The organism is Streptomyces sp. SPB074, from assembly GCF_000154905.1.
In the GTDB taxonomy this organism is placed as follows: Bacteria; Actinomycetota; Actinomycetes; order Streptomycetales; family Streptomycetaceae; genus Streptomyces.
Map to the genome: position 1 here is coordinate 6,290,036 of NZ_GG770539.1, position 5,480 is coordinate 6,295,515.

Annotated in this window: 1 protein-coding gene and 3 pseudogenes; 1 reads left to right on the plus strand and 3 read right to left on the minus strand. The window is 71.4% G+C overall.

Annotated elements, in window-relative coordinates; translation table 11 throughout:
* The 3 genes and pseudogenes from SSBG_RS26845 to SSBG_RS26855 form a co-directional block, all read right to left on the minus strand.
* Positions 1–521: pseudogene (locus SSBG_RS26845) on the minus strand (copper homeostasis protein CutC); the annotation flags it as partial.
* Positions 518–2,049 (minus strand): annotated as a pseudogene (locus SSBG_RS26850) (M81 family metallopeptidase). The pseudogenes SSBG_RS26850 and SSBG_RS26845, both read right to left, overlap by 4 nt.
* 47 nt (positions 2,050–2,096) lie before the next feature.
* Entirely contained in the window at positions 2,097–3,338 is a 1,242-nt protein-coding gene (locus SSBG_RS26855; RefSeq protein ID WP_008749203.1) for an ROK family protein, read from the minus strand.
* A gap of 329 nt (positions 3,339–3,667) precedes the next feature.
* Between SSBG_RS26855 and SSBG_RS26860 the strand changes: the two are divergent.
* Positions 3,668–5,376: pseudogene (locus SSBG_RS26860) on the plus strand (peptide ABC transporter substrate-binding protein).
* Positions 5,377–5,480: the final 104 nt, after the last annotated feature.

A 5,480-nucleotide genomic window follows, 5' to 3' on the forward strand; every position in this document is an offset into this window, starting at 1 on the left:
GACCATCGCGGCGAGCCTGCCCGCTCCCTGACCGGCGGCGGGGGTCCCGCCCGAGGTGAGGACACGGGTGAGACCGAGTGCGGGCAGCAGCCCGGCCGCCGCGACCGGGTCCGCCGTCGCGTCGATCGCGCGGTGCAGCGTCACCTCCGCCGCCGGGTCCGCCTCGTGCGCGGCGTCCCGGAGCCGGGCGACCGCCCCGGTGTCGAGCGTGCCGTGCGGCGTGAGCCCGCCGATCACCACGCCCCGCGCCCCCGAGGCGATCACGGAGCGCACCTCGGCGGCCATGAGCGCGATCCCCTCGGCGTCGTACACGAAGTCGCCGGGCCGGCAACGCACCAGGACCTGCGCGGGAGGCCCGGCCCCGGCGACGGCCTCGACCAGGGCGGCCGGGGGGGCAGGCCGCCCAGCTCCAGCCCCGTGCACAGCTCGACGCGGTCCGCGCCGTGCGCGCGGGCGACGCGGGCGCCCGCCGCCGAGGTGACGGCGATCTCCAGCGCGGGACCCCGGGCGTGGTCCCTCACTCCTCGGTCCCGGTGAGGGGCTGGTCCGAGGCGGCGATGACGCGGGCCGAGAGATCCGGGTCGGCCATGTCGCGGTCGAAGGGGAACATCGGGCGGTTGATGCGGTGGTGACCGAGCCGGACGAGGTCCTGGTCGACGCCGCCGGGCGTGAGGGCCATCTTCCAGGCGTTCGACATGTCGAAGAGTTCCGGCTCCAGGTACCCGAGCTTGACGATCACGATGTCGGCGGAGCGCGGGTCCAGGGACAGGCCGGTGAAGTCCTGCTCGTGGTGGTACGGCTTGCGGAGCTTCGTGAGGATCGCGTACACGCTGCCGACCTGGACGACGACCTCGGTCTCGGCGTCGCGGTCGCCGTGCCGGACGGCGTGGACGACACCGGTCAGCGTGACGGGGCCCGCGTGCCGGTCGTCCACGGCGGCGCCCGCCGTGACGGTGACGGTCGCGCCGACCCCGGCGGCGACGGCGGTCGCGACCGCCTCGGGGCCGGGGACGGAGGCGTAGATCACCGTCGGCCCGTCCTCCTTCCGGAACTCGGGCCGCTCCAGGAGCCGGGTGAGGCCCCAGGTCACGTCGCCCGCGCCGCCCGCCGTCGGGTTGTCGCCCGTGTCGCTGATGAAGTACGGCTTCCGCTCGGAGGCCAGCGCCTCGTCCAGGAGCGCGTCGTACGTGCCGGTCGGCGCGACGAAGTCGAAGTCGGCGCGCGCGTCCCAGAAGCCCCGGGCCAGGCGCTCGGCGCCGCGCGAGACCGCCTCGGTGTCCTCACCGGTGACGACCACGACGGCCCGGTTGCGGGGCTCGTCGGCCCAGGCGTAACCGACCCAGATCGCCGCGTCCGTCACACCCGCGACGGCCTCGACCTCGTCCACCGCCGCGTACACGCTCTTCGCGGGCTCGATACGGGTCGAGGTCTGCTCGCCCGCCAGCAGCACGGGGACGGGGACCCGCGCCTTGACGGGGCGAGGCGCCCCGGTCCGCAGGAGCTCCACCAGGTTGCGCACCGCGCGCTCCTTGGTCTCCATGTGGTCCTCGTGCGGGGCCATGCGGTAGCAGGTGATCAGGTCGCTGCGGTGGACGAGGGCGCGCGAGACGTTGCCGTGCAGGTCCATCGAGGTCGAGACGATCACGTCGGGACCCACGGTCGCCCGGATGCGCTCCAGGAGGACCGCCTCGGCGTCGTCCACGCCCTCGACGGTCATCGCGCCGTGGATGTCGTACCAGAGGCCGTCGAGCGCGGGCAGCGCGGCGAGGCGCTCGATGAGCTCGTCGGTGAGGGCCTGCCAGGCGGCGGCCGTGACGGTCCCGCCGGGCAGGGACTTGCCGACCAGGGCACCGTGCCACTCGGCGGCCTCGCGCAGCGGGGCGCCGGGGGCGAGGAAGGGGTACCGGTCGAATATCGCGGTGCGCGCGCGGGGTGGAAGGCGGGCGCCTCGGTCCGCGCGGCGGAGAAGGTGGAGGATTCGATGCCGAGCCCGGCGACGGCGATGACCGGGCGGTCGAGGGCGGTGCGGGCGGTGCTGTGCTGGGACATGGCTCCTCGTGGGGCGGGTCGGTAAAGGGGGGATGGACGGGCCGCGCTCAGCTCCTGACCGGTGACGGCACGGTCGGCAGGGAGGCGGGGCCCCCCGCCTCGCCGAGCGCGCGGGCCAGGGCGCGCTGGAGGGCGAAGAGCCCAGCGCCGACGAGCCCGGCGTCCGCGCCGAGCGAGGCCCGCTCGATGGTGAGGTGTTCGGTGACGAGCGGGTGGCAGCTCTCGTAGAGCTGTCCGCGCACGGCGGCGACGAAGGGTTCGAGGGTGGAGAGGATGCCGCCGAGGTAGACGGCGTCGGGGTTGAAGAAGTTGACGTTCGCGGCGAGTACCTGGCCGAGGTGGTCGCCCGCCCGGCGGACCGCGCGGGTCGCCTCCGGGTCGGCGTCGCCCGCGAGCCGTACGACGTCCTCGGTGCTCGTGACGTCGAGACCGCGCTCGCGCAGGATGCGGACCAGGGCGGCGCCCGAGGCGACCGTCTCCAGGCAGCCGGTGTTGCCGCAGGAGCAGGGGACGTCCGCGCCGCCCGCGTCCACGCGGATGTGCGTGATGTCCCCGGCCGCGCCGGTCGCGCCCCGGTAGAGGCGGCCGTCGGCGATGACGCCGGCGCCGATCGCGGAGCCGATCTTCACCATGATCGACTGCCGGTGCCCGGCGGGCCGGACGCTCTGCTCGCCGACGGCCATGCAGTTGGCGTCGTTGTCGACCACGGCCGTGACCCCGAAGCGCTCCTCCAGCCAGTCGGCCACCGGGAAGCGGTTCCAGCCCGGCATCCGCGAGGGCAGCACGACGGCTCCGGCCGCCGCGTCCACCGGACCGGGCAGCGAGAGGCCGACCCCGCGCAGCCGCGCGTGGCCGCGCGCCGCCGCCAGCGCCTCCAGGTGCTCGGCGAGTCTCGGCAGGGCCGTCTCCGGGCCGTCGTCGATCTCGAACGGGACGTTCGCGACCTCGCGCAGGCCGCCGCCGGGGAGCACGACGCCGATCCTGGCGTGCCTGCCGCCGACGTCGGCGGCGACCGCGTACTCGTCGTTGCCGCCCACGCGCAGGACCTTGCGCGGACGGCCCCCGGTGGAGGACTGGGTGCCCTCCTCCGCGACCAGTCCGCGCTCCACGAGCTGGGCCACGGTGAGGGAGATGGTGGAGGGGGCCGCGCCGAGGAGGGCGGCGAGCTCGGCGCGGGACGTCGCCTGACCCGAGGCGACGAGTTCGAGGACCCGCGCCGCGAGGGCGGGCGCGCCCTTGGCCGCCGCGCCCTTCGCGGCCTTGCGGTCCCGTGCACTTATTTCAGTCATGTACGAAGTAACTTTCGCAATGGTGGGTGTGACGGAGACAGTACGCCCGCGCCGGGCGCGGGGAACAACTCCGTGGAGAAAGTTGACGCGTTGTTGGGTGAGACGAAGGCGGAACGAATCCGCCCATAAGCCCACGAAGGGCAACCGCGTCCGCCTGCGTGGGACTTTTTTCGAAATCGCAGTTACTTACTTTTTGCTAATTCTTGTTTGTTTGTTCGGCGGGTCCGTCGTTGACTGTCGCCTACAGCGCCGACCCCGCGGCGCGGGCCTGGTCCGCCCGGGACGAATGCGGGTCCTTTCACCTGAGGAGAGTCATGTCCCTTGCTCGCATGGCGGCCGGTCGCCGCTGGGCCCTGGTCGCGGGAGCCGCCGTCACCACCGGCGCACTGCTCACCGGGTGTTCCGGCGGCGGAACCTCTTCGTCCGGCTCGTCGTCCTCGGACACCATCAACTACGCGCTGCCCGCGAACTTCACGCCGAACTGGATTCTCTTGGTCGGCACCGCCTCGCACCTCAACACGAACAACTCGTCCATATCCCAGTCCCTGTGGGAACCGCTCGTCGCGTACGACGGCTCCACGGGCAAGGTCGGCTGGCACAAGGACAACTCGCTCGCCACCGACGCGAAGTTCGCCGCCGACAGCAAGAGCGTGACGATCACCCTCGGCGACCGGCACTGGAGCGACGGGAAGCCGTCACCTCCCGCGACGTGGAGTTCTGGTACAACCTCGTCAAGGCCGACAAGGAGGACTGGGCGAGCTACAGCCCGGGCAAGGCCCCCGACAACTGGACCTCCTTCAAGACCGTCGACGACACGCACTTCACCCTCACCTTCGACAAGGCGTACAACCAGCAGTGGATGCTCGCCAACGAGTTGAGCATGATCCGCCCCATGCCGCAGCACGTGTGGGACAAGACCAGCGACGCGGGCACCGTCTCCGACCAGGACCGGGACACCGCGGGCGCCAAGAAGGTCTGGTCGTACCTCAACGGCGCGGCCAAGAAGATCTCGGGCTACGCGAGCGACCCGCTCTGGAAGACCGTCAGCGGCCCCAACACCATCAAGACGTTCACGACCGCGGGCAAGGTCCAGCTCGCCGCCAACCCCAAGTACGACGGTGGCGGCAAGGCCAACATCAAGAACGTCAACCTGCTGCCCTTCACCACGACCGACGCCGAGGTGAACGCGCTCCGCTCCGGCACGGGCGATCACGTACATGCCATACAACTTCAACAACCCGTCCCTGGGACCGGTGTTCAAGCAGCTGTACGCCCGCCAGGCGATCCAGATGTCCGTGGACCAGGCGAGCCTGTCCAAGGTCGTCTACAACGGCACCGCCGTCCAGACCTACGGGCCCGTCCCGCAGGGCCAGACCTCGACGTTCGTCTCCCCGGAGCAGAAGAACAACTCGTACCCCTTCGACACCGCCAAGGCGAAGAAGCTCCTCACCGCCCACGGCTGGACCGAGCAGGGCGGCACCCTCGTCTGCACGGACCCCGGCACGGGCCAGGACCAGTGCGGCAAGGGCGTCGACAAGGGCACCAAGTTCCGGATGCAGGTCCTCTCGCAGCCGGCTCCACCGTCACCGACAACATGACGAGCGCGCTCCAGTCCTCCTTCGCGAAGACCGGCATCAAGTTCGACATCAAGACCGCGCCCGTCAACTCCGTCCTCTCGCTGGCCGGCCAGTGCAAGCCCGGTGACTCCTCCTGCAAGTGGCAGCTGTCCTTCTTCGGCAGCGCCGGCAGCTGGTACTTCCCCGCCTACCCGAGTGGCGACTCCCTCTTCGCCACCGGCGGCGGCTCCAACTTCGGCAGCTACTCCAACCCCGCGGTCGACAAGCTCGTGACCGCGACCACCACCTCCTCCTCCGACGAGGCTGTGCAGAAGTACAGCGCCGCACTCGCCAAGGACCTCCCGGTGATCTGGCTCCCCGAGCCCGACTACCAGATCTCCGTGGTCAAGTCGGGCCCGGGCGGCTTCGCGCAGGACTCCCTCGCCAACTTCCACCCGGCCATGTGGAAGTGGACCAAGTAGACCCGGTCGGTGCGTGCGGGTCCGCCCGGCCGCCAGGCCGCCCCGGGCCCGCACGCACCCTCGCGCCCGCGCTTTTTTATTTCCTTTTTTTTTTTTTTTTTTTT

Excerpts from the sequence above, each read along its gene's own strand:
- SSBG_RS26855 (WP_008749203.1), bottom strand. The coding sequence starts at position 3,338 with ATGACTGAAATAAGTGCACGGGACCGCAAGGCCGCGAAGGGCGCGGCG.